This window comes from Pseudoduganella violacea, assembly GCF_014191875.1.
Lineage (GTDB): Bacteria > Pseudomonadota > Gammaproteobacteria > Burkholderiales > Burkholderiaceae_D > Rugamonas > Rugamonas violacea_A.
Genome location: NZ_JACHXD010000024.1, coordinates 25,382 through 40,713, shown reverse-complemented (window position 1 = coordinate 40,713; position 15,332 = coordinate 25,382). Strand labels below are relative to the sequence as shown.

19 protein-coding genes are annotated in these 15,332 nt (G+C 62.8%); 3 read left to right on the top strand and 16 right to left on the bottom strand.

The window, feature by feature from the left end; all coding sequences use genetic code 11:
• Positions 1-11 precede the first annotated feature (11 nt).
• The 9 genes from FHS03_RS25895 to mltG all read right to left on the bottom strand — a co-directional run bounded on the left by FHS03_RS25895 (position 12) and on the right by mltG (position 6,585).
• Positions 12-212 (bottom strand): hypothetical protein, encoded by a 201-nt coding sequence (locus FHS03_RS25895; RefSeq protein ID WP_183443788.1) that lies wholly within the window; start codon positions 210-212, stop codon positions 12-14.
• A gap of 166 nt (positions 213-378) precedes the next feature.
• Entirely contained in the window at positions 379-1,299 is a 921-nt protein-coding gene (locus tag FHS03_RS25890) for a class I SAM-dependent methyltransferase (protein ID WP_183443787.1), read from the bottom strand.
• A 236-nt stretch (positions 1,300-1,535) separates the two neighbouring features.
• Positions 1,536-2,252 (bottom strand): ankyrin repeat domain-containing protein, encoded by a 717-nt coding sequence (locus FHS03_RS25885; protein WP_229426445.1) that lies wholly within the window; start codon positions 2,250-2,252, stop codon positions 1,536-1,538.
• Positions 2,253-2,259: 7 nt separating this feature from the next.
• A complete protein-coding gene (locus FHS03_RS25880; protein ID WP_183443786.1) occupies positions 2,260-3,039 on the bottom strand; it encodes a TatD family hydrolase in 780 nt (259 codons plus the stop codon).
• A 16-nt stretch (positions 3,040-3,055) separates the two neighbouring features.
• On the bottom strand, positions 3,056-3,562 hold the full coding sequence (locus tag FHS03_RS25875) for a GNAT family N-acetyltransferase (RefSeq protein ID WP_183443785.1): 507 nt from the start codon (positions 3,560-3,562) through the stop codon (positions 3,056-3,058).
• Positions 3,563-3,569: 7 nt separating this feature from the next.
• The gene (locus FHS03_RS25870; RefSeq protein ID WP_183443784.1) at positions 3,570-3,947 is read right to left on the bottom strand and encodes a PilZ domain-containing protein; all 378 of its coding nucleotides are present in this window, start codon (positions 3,945-3,947) and stop codon (positions 3,570-3,572) included.
• A gap of 9 nt (positions 3,948-3,956) precedes the next feature.
• Positions 3,957-4,985, bottom strand: a complete 1,029-nt coding sequence (locus FHS03_RS25865) for a DNA polymerase III subunit delta' (RefSeq protein ID WP_183443783.1) — start codon at positions 4,983-4,985, stop codon at positions 3,957-3,959.
• Positions 4,982-5,599, bottom strand: coding sequence for a dTMP kinase (tmk, locus tag FHS03_RS25860; protein ID WP_183443782.1), 618 nt, complete (start codon positions 5,597-5,599; stop codon positions 4,982-4,984). The genes FHS03_RS25865 and tmk overlap by 4 nt, the downstream gene beginning before the upstream one ends.
• A complete protein-coding gene (gene mltG, locus FHS03_RS25855; protein WP_183443781.1) occupies positions 5,596-6,585 on the bottom strand; it encodes an endolytic transglycosylase MltG in 990 nt (329 codons plus the stop codon). Before mltG ends, tmk begins: the two co-directional genes overlap by 4 nt.
• 145 nt (positions 6,586-6,730) lie before the next feature.
• Here mltG and ygfZ point away from each other — a divergent pair, with 145 nt between their 5' ends.
• The 3 genes from ygfZ to FHS03_RS25840 are packed head-to-tail and all read left to right on the top strand — an operon-like array spanning position 6,731 to position 8,842.
• On the top strand, positions 6,731-7,738 hold the full coding sequence (gene ygfZ, locus FHS03_RS25850; RefSeq protein WP_183443780.1) for a CAF17-like 4Fe-4S cluster assembly/insertion protein YgfZ: 1,008 nt from the start codon (positions 6,731-6,733) through the stop codon (positions 7,736-7,738).
• A gap of 1 nt (position 7,739) precedes the next feature.
• Positions 7,740-8,030, top strand: a complete 291-nt coding sequence (locus FHS03_RS25845) for a DUF4936 family protein (RefSeq protein WP_183443779.1) — start codon at positions 7,740-7,742, stop codon at positions 8,028-8,030.
• Positions 8,021-8,842 (top strand): NRDE family protein, encoded by an 822-nt coding sequence (locus FHS03_RS25840; RefSeq protein WP_183443778.1) that lies wholly within the window; start codon positions 8,021-8,023, stop codon positions 8,840-8,842. Before FHS03_RS25845 ends, FHS03_RS25840 begins: the two co-directional genes overlap by 10 nt.
• A gap of 1,090 nt (positions 8,843-9,932) precedes the next feature.
• Here the strand turns inward: FHS03_RS25840 and FHS03_RS25835 are convergent.
• The 7 genes from FHS03_RS25835 to FHS03_RS25805 are packed head-to-tail and all read right to left on the bottom strand — an operon-like array spanning position 9,933 to position 15,331.
• A complete protein-coding gene (locus tag FHS03_RS25835; protein WP_183443777.1) occupies positions 9,933-10,586 on the bottom strand; it encodes a Vgb family protein in 654 nt (217 codons plus the stop codon).
• Positions 10,587-10,633: 47 nt separating this feature from the next.
• Positions 10,634-11,854 (bottom strand): helix-turn-helix domain-containing protein, encoded by a 1,221-nt coding sequence (locus tag FHS03_RS25830; RefSeq protein ID WP_183443776.1) that lies wholly within the window; start codon positions 11,852-11,854, stop codon positions 10,634-10,636.
• 36 nt (positions 11,855-11,890) lie between these two features.
• Positions 11,891-12,322, bottom strand: a complete 432-nt coding sequence (locus FHS03_RS25825) for a GNAT family N-acetyltransferase (RefSeq protein WP_371871776.1) — start codon at positions 12,320-12,322, stop codon at positions 11,891-11,893.
• On the bottom strand, positions 12,319-13,236 hold the full coding sequence (locus FHS03_RS25820) for an SDR family oxidoreductase (RefSeq protein WP_183443775.1): 918 nt from the start codon (positions 13,234-13,236) through the stop codon (positions 12,319-12,321). Before FHS03_RS25820 ends, FHS03_RS25825 begins: the two co-directional genes overlap by 4 nt.
• A 2-nt stretch (positions 13,237-13,238) precedes the next feature.
• Positions 13,239-14,234 carry an NADP-dependent oxidoreductase gene (locus FHS03_RS25815; RefSeq protein WP_183443774.1) on the bottom strand — a complete coding sequence of 332 codons (996 nt, stop codon included), beginning with the start codon at positions 14,232-14,234 and terminating at the stop codon, positions 13,239-13,241.
• A gap of 15 nt (positions 14,235-14,249) precedes the next feature.
• Positions 14,250-15,032 (bottom strand): SDR family oxidoreductase, encoded by a 783-nt coding sequence (locus FHS03_RS25810; protein WP_183443773.1) that lies wholly within the window; start codon positions 15,030-15,032, stop codon positions 14,250-14,252.
• Positions 15,029-15,331, bottom strand: coding sequence for a Dabb family protein (locus FHS03_RS25805; RefSeq protein WP_183443772.1), 303 nt, complete (start codon positions 15,329-15,331; stop codon positions 15,029-15,031). Before FHS03_RS25805 ends, FHS03_RS25810 begins: the two co-directional genes overlap by 4 nt.
• Position 15,332: the final 1 nt, after the last annotated feature.

The following is a 15,332-nucleotide window of genomic DNA, read 5'->3' as shown; positions in this document are numbered from 1 at the left end:
TCTAAATAGGTTTAACGGCGTGGACCGCCGCCCAGCACGCGGGCAGGCAGCAGCACGATCGCGCGCAGCAGCTCGAACACGGCATCCACGCCGATGCCGATCAGGCGGAAAGGCAGCAGGATAAGCCATACCAGCGGATACAGGAGTAAAGCCAGCAAGGCCAGGGGCCAGCACAGCAGGAGCAGCAGCAACCACAGCATAAAACTCAGCATCACAAGTCTCCGAAGAGTTTTTGTTTCGACAAGTTTACTGTAGTTGGTGTTGCAGCTGGGAACAATCGCGCTGCGATGATTGGCAGAAAAACGCGACCAAAGGTCAAAAACGGGGGATAAACGGAGGGAGGACGGCGGACGCCGCCCTCCGGCGGGCGGATGCCGGTTAGGCGTAGGCCGGAATGGACGAAGCCTGCAGGACAGCCTCGTACGCCACTTCGGCCTTCAAGGAGTTTTGCAGCGAAGAAATTGGACCACCGGCACGGTAAGCGAAACTCACCTTCAACACATCACCCTCGCGCACCGCTACCGGCTCGGCCAGCGGCAAGGTCATGTAATGGTTGAGCCAATCGATGGTGGCGGAACGTTCCTGCACCACGGCCAGCACATTCTTCGTGATAAAGCGCATGGCGTTCAGCTTGCCGTCGCGGCTGGCGACGAACTTGCCCTCCCAGTTATAGCTCAATTCATTGGTCTGGGTGAAGTCGATCAAGCTGTAGACGGCCGGCTGGGCCAGCTCCACCGTGCCCGAATGCACGACGCCGGTTTCCTGGAACTGGATGATGGGCGCGTAAAAGCCCTCGAAATCGTATTCCTGCTGCAGCGGCTGCACCGCCATCAGCACCGCCTCGGGCAGGAAGACCGGCAGCGGGCCGCCGAAACGTTCCGTATAGCGCTTCTTGAAGGCCTCGATCACCTCGACCTGCTTTTCGCGCAGCATGGCGACGTGGATCATTTCGCAGATCACGACGTCGACCGGCTCCGGCGGCAGATATTCGAAGGCATCGGCGTGGATGACCTCGACCTTCGCTCCATTCGGATTCATGGCGAGGAATTTGCGCGCCTCGCGCACCATATCCGGATTGAACTCGACGCAATACACCTTGTCCGCCTTGGCCGCCGCAAAACAGGACAACACGCCCGTGCCGCCGCCCAGCTCCAGCACCTTCGCTCCCGGCCGCACCGCATAGTCGATCGCCGACTTAAAGCTATGCATGCGGTTCTGATCCATCAGCATATTGTGATGGTAATGCAGGGGGATGAACTGGCCCAGATAGCAGCTCTCGATTTCGCGTTCGTTCAGCATGGGAATATCCTTGAAAAGGCGCAAATGGCGACATCCCATTATCCCCACGTTTTCCCAGAACAAAGCCCCGATCTCCCCGCGAAACACCCCTCACTTAACCCGTTTGATCTTCCTCAACAAATGTCCAACCCTGGTGTCAGGCACTGGACTAGGACATTCTTTGCGCCAGATCAAGGAATGTCCGACCTTGGTGCCTGACACCAGGGTGGGACATTCGTTGATCTGGATCAAACGGTTTAGCGTTTGCTGGCGAGATGGTGGCGGATGGCTTCGGCGATCCAGGGTTTGTCGGCGCGCAGGGCGAATTCGGCGGCGTCGATTTTGAAGGCGGCGTCCTTGAGGCTGGCGTCGGCGCCTTCGGCCAGCAGGAGCTTGGCAGCGTCTTCATGACCTTCGCGGGCGGCGATCATCAGCGGGGTCATGCCGCTGGGGGAGGCGGCGTCGATGTAGGCGTGGTGTTCGAGCAGCAAAGCGATCATGTCGGTGTCGCCGGCGGCGGCGGCGAAATGCAGGGGCGCCCAGCCGGGGCGGTTGACCTGGGCGCCGCTGGCGATCATTTTCTTGACGGCGGCCTGGTTGCGCTTGAAGGCGGCCATCATCAGGGCCGTGCTGCCATTGGCGGCCTGGGCTTCGAGCTGGATCTTGGGATGGGCCATCAGGACGCCAAACACTTTCATGGCGTCATAGCGCATGGCGACGATCAGGCCGGTTTCACCGCGCTCGGGTTCGTGCACGTTCGGGTCGAGGCCGCGCGCGAGCACGGTTTTGACACGGCCGACATCGTCGAGCTGGGCGGCGCGGAAGAAGGTGACGGCGTCCTCCTCCTTGCTGGGCAGCTCGGCGGCGATGGCCTGGGTGCCGGCCACAGCGGCAGCTAGGGCCAGGGCGGCGGAGGCGGCCGCGCGCAGTAGTTCGCGGCGGCGCATCAGGGTGGCGGAATCGTTGGCTTTCATGCCAGGATTAACGGTCGATTCCAAACAAACTTAAGAAATTACTTGTAGTTTGCTCCGCAACCTGCTCAACGGAAACACCTTTCAGCTTGGCAAGGAACTCGCCGACGTGGGCCACATAGCCGGGTTCGTTCATCTTGCCGCGGTAAGGCATCGGGGCCAGGTAGGGCGAATCGGTCTCGATCAGGATGCGTTCCAGCGGCAGTTCCAGCGCGACGGCCTGCAATTCCTTGGCGCTTTTGAAGGTCACGATGCCGGAAAACGAGATGTAAAAGCCCATTTCGATGGCGGCGCGCGCCACTTCCAGCGATTCGGTAAAGCAGTGCATGACGCCAGCCACGCCGCCCGCTTCCAGTCCGGCGCCCTCTTCGCGCATGATGCGAATGGTGTCTTCGCTGGCCGACCGGGTATGGATGATGAGCGGCTTGCGTGTGGCGCGCGAGGCGCGGATATGGGTGCGGAAGCGTTCGCGCTGCCATTCCAGGTCGCCCGTGAGGCGATAGTAGTCCAGCCCCGTTTCGCCGATAGCGACGATCTTGGAATGCTGGGCCAGCTCCACCAGTTGTTCCACCGTGGGTTCGGGCGTGTCCTCGTAATCGGGGTGGACGCCGACCGAGGCGTAGATATGCGGATACTGCTCGGCCAGGGCCAGCACGCGTGGGAAATCCGGCAGGTCCACCGACACGCAAAGCGCGTGCGTGACCTTGTTCTCTTCCATCTTGGCAAGAATTTCCGGCAGCCGGGCTGCCAGCTCCGGGAAGTCGATATGGCAGTGGGAATCGATAAACATTCCCGCATTTTACCGTCTAGGCCACGCGCTTGCCCAGAATGAGCAGGTCGCGCTCGACCCCGTCCAGATTGGCGACGCGCGGCAGCGTGGCCCAGGTGTCGAAACCGAAGCGGCGGAACAGGGCCAGGCTGGGCTGGTTATGGCCGAAGATGAAGCCCAGCACCGTATGCACCTTGAGCGAGGGCGCGAAGGCCAGCGCCTCTTCCAGGCAGTAGCGTCCCAGGCCTTTTCCGCGCGCCGCTTCGGCGATATAGATCGACACTTCCACTGTGCCCGAATAAGCCGGACGGCCGTAGAAGTTCGAGTACGAAATCCAGCCAAGAATGCCCTCTTCCCCTTCCTGCTCCACCACCCACAGCGGCCGGCGTTCCGGCGCATGCTCATGGAACCAGGCCAGGCGCGATTCCACCGACACTGGTTCGGTATCGGCGGTAACTTCGCGCGAGGCGACGGTGCTGTTGTAGATGGCGACGATGGCTGGCAGGTCGTCCAGGATGGCGAGGCGGTGGCGGTAAGCTGGCATGTGAAATCTAGAGTGTGTGAGTGGCGCGCGAGGAGCGCAGGGCCGCGCCCAGGATTTCCTCGATGCGCAGTTTGGTGCGCTTGCCCGATTCGTCGTCGGGGAAATGCACGCCGATGCCTTGCGCCTTATTGTTATTGGCGCCCGGCGGCGTGATCCACGCCACCTTGCCGGCAATCGGGTATTTGTTCGGATCATCCATCAGCGACAGGATCAGGTAGATCTCGTCGCCGATCTTGTAAGGTTTTTGCGTCGGCACGAACATGCCGCCGTTTTTCAGAAAGGGCATATAAGCCGCGTACAGGGCGGCTTTTTCCTTGATCGCCAGTGAGAGAACCGTGGGCCGTACCGCAGGCACAGTATTGGGGTCGTTCGTACTAGCGCTCATTCTTCCCTTTCAGACGCAGCTGGCGGAGTAATCCAGCAGCATATCCTCGATGAACAGCTTGGACGACAGCGGGTGGTCGGATGTGGCCCGCCTGTCGTTGGCCCCTTTGATGGCGGCCATCAGGCGGCTGATGTGGATCTTCTCGGCCAGCCCGGCCAGCTCGCGCTGGTAACGGGGATAATACCGGATCTTGCCCGCCAGTTTGCAGGAAAACAGGTCGTAGAGCCAGCGCTGCTGCCACGAGACCAGGGACGACAGGGGCACCTTCTGCAGCTTGTCGGCCGTGCGCAGCGCGCCTTCCACGCTGGGCCGGGCCAGATATTGCAGGAAGGCTTCCAGCTCTTCGCGGCTGCCCGTTTCCGCCTGGGCCATGGCGGCCAGCGGCGCCCCGCCCTGCTCTCGCAGCCAGCTGTCGGCGTCCGGCACGCCCTGCTCTTTCAGCCAGGCCAGCGCCTCTTCATGGCTCGGCATGGGCATGGCGAACTTGCGGCAGCGCGACAGGATGGTCGGCAGCAACCGGTCCAGGCTGTTCGAGGCCAGCAGGAAGACGGTGCCGGGCGGCGGTTCTTCCAGGGTTTTCAGCAGGGCGTTCGAGGCCGGCATATTCAGCGCTTCAGCCGGATACAGCACCACCACGCGCAAGCCCTGGCGGTGGGTGGAGATGTTCATGAAATCGGCCAGCGAGCGGATTTGCTCGATCTTGATCTCTTTCGACGGTGTCTTGGACTTGGCGGCTTTCTTGCTCTCTTCGCCCTCCTCGCCCTCGCCCGCCACCTCGTCTTCCATGGATTCGGGACGGATGCGGCGGTAATCCGGGTGGTTCTGCTGCAGGAACCAGCCGCAGGAGGCGCACTCGCCGCAGGCATGGCCGTCGGGACGCGCGCTCTCGCACAGCAAGGCCTGCGCGAACTGTTCGATGAAATCCGATTTGCCTATGCCGGCCGCGCCGTGGAACAGGATGGCGTGCGGCATGCGCTGTCGCAGTTGCTGCAACTGCTGCCAGGCGCCCTGCTGCCAGGGATAGACGGTGCCGCTCATGCCAGCTTACCCATGATTTCGGCCAACTGCACCTGAATCTGCGGGATGGTCTGCGAGGAATCGATGATGCGGAAGCGATGGGGATACTGTTCGGCGCGGCGCAGATACTGGGCGCGGGCGGCGGAGAAGAAATCGGACTGTTCGCGCTCGAACTTATCCAGCTCGCGCGTGGCGTCCAGACGGGCGCGCGCCACTTCCAGCGGCACGTCGAAGAGGAAGGTCAGGTCGGGCTGCAGCTGCGGATGCACCCACTGTTCCAGCGCTTCGATCTTGGCCAGGTCCAGGCCGCGGCCACCACCCTGGTAGGCGAAGCTGGCGTCGGTGAAGCGGTCGGAAATGACCCAGGCGCCGCGTTCCAGCGCCGGGGCGATGACCTGGGCGATGTGTTCGCGGCGGCTGGCGAAGACCAGCAGGGCTTCCGTTTCGAGGTGCATTTTTTCGTGCAGCACGAGTTCGCGCAGCTTTTCGCCCAGCGGCGTGCCGCCCGGTTCGCGCGAGCTGACCAGCTCCACGCCGCGCGTCGCGATCAGGTCGGCGACGAAGCGGATGTGGGTGGACTTGCCGGCACCGTCGATGCCTTCGAAGGTGATGAATTTGCCGCGTGTTTGAGTCATTGTCTTTGATACTGGTTGACCGCCCGGTTATGGTCGGTCAGGTTGTCTGAAAACTGGCTGGTGCCGTTGCCGCGCGCCACAAAATAGAGGGCGCCGGATTTAGCCGGCGACATCGCCGCCGTCAGCGATTGCAGGCCGGGCAGCGAAATCGGCGTCGGCGGCAGGCCGGTGCGCGTGTAGGTATTGTAAGGGGTGTCCGTTTCCAGATCCTTTTTGCGGATATTGCCGTCGAAGCGGGCGCCCATGCCGTAGATCACGGTGGGGTCGGTCTGCAGCAGCATGCCCAGGCGCAGGCGGTTGACGAAGACGGCGGCAATCATATTGCGTTCGGACTTCTGGCCGGTTTCCTTTTCCACGATGGAGGCCATGGTCAACGCCTGGTAGGGATTCGCATACGGCAGGTTCTGGTCGCGCTTCTCCCATACCGTGACCAGATGCTGGATCAGGCTGCTATGCGCCTTGCGGTAGATATCCAGCTCGCTGGAACCCTTGGCAAACAGGTACGTATCGGGGAAGAACAAGCCTTCCGGATTCTTGTATTCGGTGCTGATGCGGCTCATCAGCTCGCGGTCGCTGAGTTCCACGGTATCGTGTTTCAAGCCACGATGGGCGGCGATGGCGGCGCGCATCTGCTTGAAAGTCCAGCCTTCGATGATGGTCAGCGACTCTTGCGCGAACTCGCCGCGCACCAGCTGCTCGACCAGTTTCATCGGCGTGGTGCCGGGCTTCAGCTCGTAGGTGCCGGCTTTCAGCTTATTGCTGCGCGAGGTGACGCGCGCCAGCAGATTGAACAGCAGCGGCTGGATCGGCACGCCGGCTTCGGCCATCTGCTGGCCGGCCGCATGGGCGCCGCTGCCCTTGCTGATGGTGAATTCAATCGGGTCTCCTTCGGTAGTGATCGGTTCCTGCACCCACCAGGCAAATCCTCCCGCTGCCGCGATGGCGGCGATCATGCCGCAAGCTATGGTTTTTGTTATAAATGCCATACTTCAATAACTCAATGTGTTAAGCGCATATTGAACCAGATTCGCCGCCGATGTAAGCAAATTTAAGGCTGCGGGCGGGAATTTCGGGACATCACTATAATTAGCCCGTAATGATAATGCTTTCATCGTCAATTTTTTGGATTTTATGAATAACTGGAACGAACTTTTAGTGCCGCGAGAACGCACCTTGAACCCGACCGAGCTGGCCGTGGGCTTTGTGGCGCCCGTCACCGACCAGGGTCTGATCGCCTTCACGGGTGCGGAATCGGCCACTTTCCTGCATAGCCAGCTGACCAACGATGTGGAACATCTGGGCCAGGACGAGGTGCGCCTGGCCGGCTACTGCTCGCCCAAGGGCCGCCTGCTGGCATCCTTCCTGATGTGGCGCAACGCGGAATCGGTCTTCCTGCAACTGGCGCGCGAGATCCAGCCGGCCCTGCAAAAGCGTTTGCAGATGTTCGTGCTGCGCGCCAAAACCAAGGCCAGCGACGCCGGCGAAGGCCAGGTCGTGCTGGGCCTGGGCGGCGGCCAGGCGGAAGCCGTGCTGCAAACCTGGTTCGACGTGCTGCCGGCCAAGCCGTATTCGAAAATCGACCACCCGCTCGGCACCCTGCTGCGCGTGGCCGACGCTTTCGGCGCGCCGCGCTATCTGTGGCTGGCGACGCCGGAAACGGCCGCCACCGCCGTGCCGGTACTGGCCGAACGCCTGCACGTGGGCGGCAATGCGGCCTGGCGCTTGTCGGAAATTCATGCCGGCGTGCCGCAGATCGCGGCGGCGACCCAGGAGCAGTTCGTGCCGCAGATGATCAATCTGGAGCTGCTGGGCGGCGTGAACTTCAAGAAGGGCTGCTACCCGGGCCAGGAAATCGTGGCGCGCAGCCAGTACCTGGGCAAGCTGAAACGCCGCACGGCCCTGGTCTCGGTGGCCGCCGCCGACGTGCTGCCCGGCGTGGAAGTATTTTCGCCGGCCGATCCGGAACAGCCTTGCGGTATGGTCGTGAACGCCGCGCCGAACGGCGCCGGCGGCTCGGACGCGCTGGTGGAAATGAAGCTCGATGCGCTGGAAAGCGCCGACGTGCGCCTGGGCGCGGCGGGCGGTCCCGCCCTGCAATTCCTGCCCATGCCTTACGTGCTGGACAAGCTCGACGTCTGATATGCACGATCTGTATATTTATTACCAGGTGCGGGAGGATGGCGCGTCCGCCCTGCAGCCCCTGGTCGCGGCCCTGCAATCCGAGCTGGCCGCGCGCTACACCCTGGTGCCGCAATTGAAGCGCCGCCCTCAGGCCAAGAATGGCCTGCAGACATGGATGGAAGTTTACCCCGCCGCGCCGGCCGGTTTCGACACCGCGCTGGCGCAGGCCGTGGAGCGCTCGGGCATCCTGCCCTTGCTGGCCGGGCCGCGCCACACCGAAGTATTTACGGATCTGATCTCATGTGTTTGATTGTTTTCGCCTGGCAGGTCGTGCCGGGCGTGCCGCTCATCGCCGCCGCCAACCGCGACGAGTATTACGAGCGCGCAGCCGCTCCCGCCGCCAGCTGGCCGGAGCACCCGCATATTTTCGCCGGCCGCGACCTGAAGGCCGGCGGCAGCTGGATGGGCATCACGCGCTGCGAGGACGCGCCCGAGCAGGAAGAGCCGCCGCTGCGGGCTGATTGCCCGAATGCCGCCACGCCGCAGCCGGTGGCGCCAGCCGGCAACTGCTCGCCTTCGCGCTTTGCAGCCATTACCAATATCCGCGCGCCGCAGGAGCATAAGGACGACGCGCCTTCGCGCGGCCAATTGGTGGCCGATTTCCTGGCCGGGTCCATGAGCGCGCTGGAATACGTGGAGCAGATCCGCGAATCCAGCGCCGCTTACAACGGCTTCAATCTGGTGCTGTGCGATGGCGCGGACCTGGTCTGGTTCTCGAACAAAGGCATGCACGATGAGCGTTGCGGCAAGCCTCTGCCGCCCGGTATTTACGGCCTCTCCAACGCCCTGCTGGATTCGCCCTGGCCCAAGGTGCTGAGGACCAAGGCGCAATTCGCCAGCCTGCTCTGCCTCGGCGCGCCCGAGGAAGCCTACTTCGAGATGCTGTCCGATACCACCCGCGCCCCCGACCTGCGCCTGCCGGAAACCGGCGTGCCGCTGGAACTGGAGCGCGTGCTGTCGGCGGTCAAGATCGAATCGCCCGGTTACGGCACGCGCAGCTCCACCGTGGTCAAGCTCTACGCCAACGCGCCGGGCGTGCTGCACGAAGTCGCCGTGCGCTGACTTGGTCAAAGCAAGGGGCGGCCACTCGCCGCGCTGTCCTCTGCGCGGCGGCGGGTCGAGATAGCCCACAACTTCAGCAGCTTACCGTGGCGACACTGTTGCCTGTCCTGAGATCGATACCGATCCAGCACCGATAGGGGCCGCTCGCTGTACCCTTGTCCTTTGCCGTATATGAGCAAGTGACCCCTTTTTTGCTTCGCGCTCTATCGCCTTTTTCGTCCGAGCAGGTGGCAGATAAGTCTGGGCCTATGGCGTTGAACACCTCCTTCGCAGCTTGACCATCGATATGCACTGACAGTTTGCTGTCGGCTGCAGTCGGTGCTCGCCGATCCGCGAGTGAGCCACCGTGGATCAAGTAGATTCCACCCTTTAAAGCCTTCCATCCATTCTCCGGCGCAGCCGCGTTTGCGAGCGACAGCACCAGGCCGGCACTCGACGTCAGCCAGCAGAATGTTGATAAGCGCATGGTCAGCCTCGCAGTTTGATATGGAAATGGTCATCGTGATCAGCGTACTTCGCCACGAACGGGATATCAGGCCCGTTAAACAAAATTTTCGCAACTGGAGCAAACATCTGGAATAGCTCAATCAGTTTCGCGGTAGCTTTCTGGTCATACTGCGCCTCCCACCACCTGACAGGCTCCTCATGACCGTCCTTACGCAAAGGACGAACATCCACCTCTAATCCACTTCTATGGGTGTCGTGGTCGGGCGGTTTCAAGCCGCCTATTGATATGCCCCCTTTGCAGGCCTTCCGTAACGCTTCCCGTAAACGTAGTAGCCCGAATCCATGGGGGCTTGCGGCAGCATAAAGAATCGGCGCGAATCTTGGGTTGGGCGCAGCGGATCGTCTTCAGCCATAACGCCTCCATATGCCCGGATAAATATCGATGGCCATATCCCCTCCAAATATCAGACAGGAATAGCGATCTTGCCCTTCGGATACAAATCAGGCCTTGCCGGTCGTCAATAAAGACCGCAATGGAACAGGAATACCTTTGCTATGGCTTGAACATTCTCAAAAAGAAACGGGGTAAATTGCTAGCTTTGTCCGGTTATCAGCGCGCCGCTTACAGTATTAGCTTGATTCGTCACTCGCGCGGACGGCGCACCGACCGCACCTTGCCGCTATTGCCGCCACCGCAGTAAAACAGGTCGGCGCCATCCGATTCGAGGCCGCTGACGCCCGTCCCCTCCGGCATCTCCAAGCGTTCCAATACGGCGCCACTGTCCGGGTCGATACGGCGGATGTCGCTTTTCTCGGCTTCCCATGTGCCGTGCCACAGTTCGCCGTCGACCCAGGTCACGCCGGTGACGAAGCGGTTCGATTCGATGGTGCGCAGGATGGCGCCATTGGCCGGATCGATGCGATGGATTTTGCGGTCGCGGTACTGGCCCACCCACAGGCTGCCTTCGGCCCAGGTCAGACCTGAATCGTAGCCATGGCCCGGCGCAGGGATCGACGCCACGACCTTGCCGCTGGCGGGGTCGATCTTGTCGATGCGTTCTTCGGCGATCTGGTAAAGGTAGGTGCCGTCGAAGGCGGTGCCGGCGTCGCAGGGCCGGTCCAGCGCGCGGGTCTGTTCGCCGCTTTCCGGGTCGAAGGCGATCAGCTTGGCGCCAGTGGCGGCCCAGACGCGTTGGCCGTCGTGCGTCACGCCATGGACCTGTTCTGCCAAGGGGCCATACTCGCGCACGATTTCGGCTGCGCGCACCGTGGTTTGCGTTTTGCTGCTCTGACTCATTTCATTCTCCTTGTCGGAGGCGCCGAAAGCGGCGCCGCATTGCCACTTTATTCGACTGACAACGATGAAGGGAGTAACAAGATTGTCGTGAATCCGGTCAGAGGCGGCGTCAGCCAGCGTTTGCTGCGGGTCTGCCCGATGGAGCGCACGCGACCCTCTGCCTCCAGCTCGGCCAGCGCACGCTGGACGGTACGCTGGCTGCTGTCGAGCGCCAGCGCCAGCGCCGAGGTGGACCAGGCTGCGCCATCGGACATCAGCGCCAGCAGCGCCGCCTGCTCGCCCGCGATCGGTGGCGCCAGAACGGCCACGCTGCGGTCTTCACCCGGCTTGAGGGCGAAGCCGCGCGTGGTGGCCTCGATATCGGCCAATCCCGCAAGAAGGCTGCGCAGCCGGCCGATTTCGACCCGCAGGCGAGCGCGGTGCGACTCGTCAGCATGGCGCTGCCGGAAGACCTGGGCGATCAGCGTTTCGCGTTCGATATCGGCAGGCCATGCCGCCGCCAATGCATAAGCCAGGGCAAACAACACCGGCCGCCGCGTCAGCGGACGCCAAGCGCCGCCTACGCCGAGGCCACGGCGGCAGGCGTCGACCACCAGCGTATCGGAAGCCAGCAGTGCAGCCACCTCGCCCAGACGCAAGGCCTGCTCGCCATCAGCCCGCAAACGGCGGGCGGCGGGACGTTCCAGCACGGCCTGCGCTTCAGCCACTTCGGCCAGCAGCGACGGTACGCCGGATTGCCGCGCGGCCTCCCGCGCGCGGGCCAGCGCAGGCAAGGCCGTGTCCATGCGCAGCGAACGCAGCGCCAGTTCCGCCGCGCTTAGCTCGGCCACTGCCGCCAGAGCCGGCGGCAAAGCGCCAATATCGACATCGGCCAGCAGGCTTTCGGCTTCGGCCAGGCGTCCAAGCAGCAGGAATCGGCGCAGGGCGATGAGCCGTGCCTGCAGCGCGTTGCGCCGGTCGGCATGCGTTTCGAGGGCATCGATGGCCGCGTTCAGCGCGCGCGGCGAAGCGCTGAAATCGCGCATGACCAGCGCCACTTCGGCTTCCGCAACAAGGCAGCGGGCGCGCGCCAGCGCCTCATGCGCGCCGAAGCCGCGGGCGGCAAGGCGCAGCAATTCACGGGAACGGGGATATTCGCCCAGCTGGGCCATGGCAATGCCGCGCAGGGCCAGCGCGGGCGGATCATCGCGCAGTGCGATGCGTTTGAGCGCGCCGAGCGCGTCACCGGCGGCAAGAAAACGGGCGGATGCTGCAATCAGTGAATCCATGATGGCAGCATACACTGGGGCGTTGCGCCCTGCCCTTTACTTGAAGCTGTACGTCATTTCGATGTGGGGAATACCCGCCTCATCGAATTCCTCACCGCGCTGGACGAAGCCATGGTTCTGGTAGAAAGGCGCGGCGCGGGTCTGGGCGTTCAGTACCACGGTCTGGTCGCCGCGCGTCTTGGCTTGCGCCATCAGGCCTTGCAGCAAGGCGCCGCCGACACCGCCGCCACGCGCCGATTTGCGCACCGCCATGCGGCCGATATGACCGTCCGGCAGCAGACGGCCGGTGCCGATGGCCACGCCGGCCGCGTCAAACGCGACGGCATGCAGGCAGACTGCATCCATCTCGTCCATTTCCAGCTCGGCGGGCACGTTCTGCTCCTGCACAAACACTTCCATGCGGATCGGCGTTGCGTACTCGCGCAACTGATCCCAGGCGCCGTAACGCACTTCCTGAACCATGCTCATTGCTTCGTTGCTCCCAATTTCATCATGCCGCGCAGGGCGTCGCGCACCTGGGGCGTGGCCAGATACGGATCGGCCGGATTGTTCTGATTGACGATGTCGTTCATGCGCTGCGCCACGCCGCCCAAGGCCTGCGGATGCGAGAAGATGTAGAACTGGCCTTCGGCGACACCCTTGAAGACAATTTCCGCCACATCCTGCGCCATCACCTTACCCGACATGACTGCCTTGTCCGTCATCGCCTGCGCGGCGAGCTGGCTGGCGGTCGGCGCGTCCGTCATTTTCACGTCCTCGGGACGGTTGCGGTGCGATTGGTTGATCCCGGTCGGCACGAAATATGGACAGAGCACCGAGGCGCCGATCGGCGCGTCGACCAGCGCCAGGTCGTGGTATAGGGATTCGCTCAGCGCCACCACCGCATGCTTGGACACATTGTAGACGCCCATCACCGGCGGGCAAAGCAGCCCGGCCATGGACGAGGTGTTGACGATATGCCCCTCGTAATCCGGATCGCGCCTGGCGCATTCCAGCATCAGCCGGGTGAAGATGCGCACGCCATGGATCACGCCCCAGACGTTCACGCCCAGCACCCACTCCCAATCGGATTCGGTATTCTCCCAGATCAGGCCACCGGAGCCGACGCCGGCATTATTGAACACCAGATGCACGGCGCCGTAAGCGTCCATCGCCGCATCGGCCAAGGCTTGCACTTCGCTGCCATTACGCACATCGCAGGACAGGCCGACCACTTTGGCGCCCTTGCTGCGCAAGTCTTCCATGGTACGTTCCAGCGCGTCGCGCTGCACATCGCCCAGCACCAGCTTCATGCCCCGCTTATGCGCCTCGTAGGCGAATTCGCGGCCCAGTCCACTGGCCCCGCCGGTAATGACGGCGACCCTGTCCTTGAAGTTTTTCATTATCAGATGAGTTTCACCAGTTGTTTGCCGAAGTTTCTGCCCTTGAGCAGTCCAATCAACGCTTCTGGCGCGGCCGCGAGGCCTTGCGCCACCGACTCACGATACTTTAACTTACCCTGCGCAACGAGAGCGCCCATATCAGCCAGGCCTTGCGGCCACAGCTCCGGATGCTCGGTGACGATGAAGCCGCGCAGGTTGACACGGTTTTTCAGCAAGGCGCGCGAATTGCGGATCGGCACATCCTCGCCGTTGTAGCCAGCGATCATGCCACACAAGGCCACGCGTGCGAAGGCATTGGTCAGGCCCAGGGCTGTATCGAACACCTCACCACCCACGTTCTCGAAAATAGCGTCGATGCCGTCCGGCGCGGCCGCTTTCAGATCAGCTTTCAGATTGCCCGCCTTGTAATCGACGCAAGCATCGAAGCCCAGCTCATTCACCACATAGTCGCATTTTTCCTTGCCACCCGCGATGCCGACCGCGCGGCAGCCGCGCAGCTTGGCCAGCTGGCCTACCGCGCTGCCCACCGCGCCGCTGGCCGCCGATACGACTACCGTTTCGCCGGCTTTGGGCTGCATGATCTGGTTCATGCCGTACCAGGCGGTCATGCCGGGCATGCCGACCGCCCCCAGATAGGCCGAAAGCGGCACGCTTGATACATCGAGCTTGCGCAGCAGGCTGCCGTCCGACACGCCGATTTCCGACCAGCCGAACATGCCAGCCACGAACTCGCCCACGGAGAACTGCGTGTTGCGCGATTCGATCACTTCGCCCACCGTGCCGCCGATCATGGTGGCGTCCAGCGGCTGCGGCGCGGCGTAGCTTTTCGCCTCGCTCATGCGGCCGCGCATATATGGGTCCAGCGACAGGTAATGCACGCGCACCATCAGCTCCCCCTCGGCCAGCTGCGGCAAGGGCAGGCTCTCCAGCCGGAAGTTCTCCGGCTTGATTTCACCACGGGGACGGGATGCCAGAACGATGCGTTGGTATGTTGCCATTCAAACTCCTACTTATTAGACTGCGGACACGCCTCCATCGATGGCCAGCGTTTGTCCGGTGATATGGCGCCCTGCCGCCGATGCGAACAGCACCACGGCGCCTTTTAGATCCTCATCGCCGCCCAGGCGGCCCAGCGGCGCACCCATCGCCAGCTTTTCTTCGCCGATCGCCTGCAGCACGCCGGCCGTCATTTTAGAGGGGAAAAAGCCGGGAGCGATAGCGTTCACATTAATTCCGTAAGCGCCCCACTCGCCCGCCAGCGTGCGCGTGAAGTTGACCACCGCCGCTTTCGAGGTGTTGTAGGCGATGGTTTTCATGGTCCCCGGCGGATTGCCCGCCAGTCCGGCAATCGATGCGATATTGATGATGCGGCCCGCTTGGCGCGGAATCATTGAGCGCTTGGCCACCGCTTGCGACAGCAGGAAGATGCTGCGCACGTTCAGGTTCATCACCTTGTCCCACGCTTCCAGCGGATAGTCCTCGGCCGGCGCGCCCCAGGTGGCCCCGGCGTTGTTCACCAGGATATCGATATGGCCCAGATGGCCCAAGGTCGCATCGACCAGCGGATTCACCGCGTCTTCCCGCGACAGATCGGCAGCGACGGCATAAGCGGTCACGCCCTGGCTGGCGAGAAAGGCCACGGCTTCATCGAGTTCGCCCTGCTTGCGCGCCGAAACCACGACCGATGCCCCCTGCTCGCCGAGCGCCAGCGCCATTTGCAAACCCAATCCACGCGAACCGCCGGTGACGAGGGCTGTCTTGCCTTTCAGGCTGAATAATTCCTGGGTAGTGCTCATAGGGCGTAATCCATGCACTGGCGCGCATCGCGCACCGCGCCGAAGAAGGGTTTCAAGGCCTGGTGTTCAGGGTGGGATTGGTAGGCGTCCAGCGCTTCCTTGCTGGCGAAGGCGGAATACAGCACCACGTCGTAGGTCGCTTCCAGGTCAGGCTGGGCGATGGCGACTTCAAAAGCCAGAATGCCGGGCACCAGATTGGCGCAGGCGTCCAGCATTTCCTTCATCTTGCGCGCGTTGGCGGCACGGTCGGCGCCTTCGGCATGGTCTTTCAGCTTCCACATCACGATATGCTTGATCATC